The 1,110-nt window shown below is 43.0% G+C and carries 1 protein-coding gene and 2 pseudogenes; all 3 read left to right on the top strand.

Annotation, left to right across the window (positions count from 1 at the left end; genetic code table 11):
- Window positions 1-772, top strand: a 772-nt coding sequence (gene gspL / locus FC814_RS22530; RefSeq protein ID WP_301546390.1) for a type II secretion system protein GspL, incomplete at its 5' end; no start/stop codon positions are given.
- Between the two features lies 1 nt (window position 773).
- Window positions 774-992: pseudogene (gene gspM / locus FC814_RS22525) on the top strand (type II secretion system protein GspM); the annotation flags it as partial.
- Between the two features lie 41 nt (window positions 993-1,033).
- A pseudogene (locus FC814_RS22520) lies at window positions 1,034-1,110 on the top strand (IS1-like element transposase); the annotation flags it as partial.

Below are 1,110 nucleotides of genomic sequence, written 5' to 3'. Positions count from 1 at the left end.
AAAGCGTGCGTATTGCCTGAAAACACAACCCGCTACGGGGGAGACTTACCCGAAATCTGATTTATTCAACAAAGCCGCCCCAGATCTGATAGCTGACATATTACGCGCGCAGATTAGTGCTCAAAACCATCCACTCCAGCTAACAGTGATCGGGAAATCGGCTCAAGAGGTAGCAGCCAGGATTGGTACTGATAGTGAAAAACTGAAAATTACCAGCGAACTCTCTCTCTGTGAGCACGGTCAACCTGAAGGGAATTTGCTGACCGGACCATGGCAACCCCGGGTCAGTTATCAAAAACAGTGGATACGTTGGCGGGCAGTAGTTTTACCTGTATTCCTGATTCTGGTTAGTTTATTAGCAGATCGTGTGGTGACGTTATGGAGCATTAATGAGCAGGTAATACAAAGACGTATACGTGTTGAGAAACAATTTTTATCGGTTTTTCCGGAGCAAAAGCGAATCGTTAATTTGCGCTCACAGATTATAACAGCGATCAATAATTCTCGGTCTCGAGCAACTGATAAGACGTTTCTCGAACATCTGTCGGTTATTGCTAATGCTCTTAAATCTGCCTCGCTCTCAAAGTTAGAAATCCGTAGTTTCACTTATGATCAAAAACATCAGACACTGCATTTCAGGTTAAGTGCTCCAGACTTCTCCAGCTTCGACAAACTGCGAGATGCGCTTGCTGTAGATTTTTTTGTGCAACAGGACGCGTTAATAAATGAGGGCAATTATGTGTCAGGAGCAGTAACGTTACGGAGAAAATAACGTGTTACGTCATGAATTCATTCAATTTTTTAATCACTACCGTGATCGGTGGTCAAATGCAGTAGAAAATTGGGTTACTCAATACTATGTTGGTCGTTCGCTAAGAGAAAAAGGACTGTTGATCGGTGCGTTGTTAATCATGTTTTGCACAGGATATTATTCGCTATTATGGCAGCCATTGAATATACGTATAGAGCAACAAGAAAGGGAATTGCAACAATTAAACACTCTGCTCAAAAACCTTCAAACAGCAACGCCTGATGCCGTAAAACATGGCAACTGCAGTTCACTTACACCGCTTCTCAACCCGGTACGCACCAGAAAATCATTGATATGGC

Origin of the sequence: Escherichia sp. MR (genome assembly GCF_005280595.1) — a bacterium.
In the GTDB taxonomy this organism is placed as follows: Bacteria; Pseudomonadota; Gammaproteobacteria; order Enterobacterales; family Enterobacteriaceae; genus Escherichia; species Escherichia ruysiae.
The sequence above is the reverse complement of the archived record's forward strand: the minus strand, read 5'-3'. Positions and strand labels throughout refer to the sequence as shown.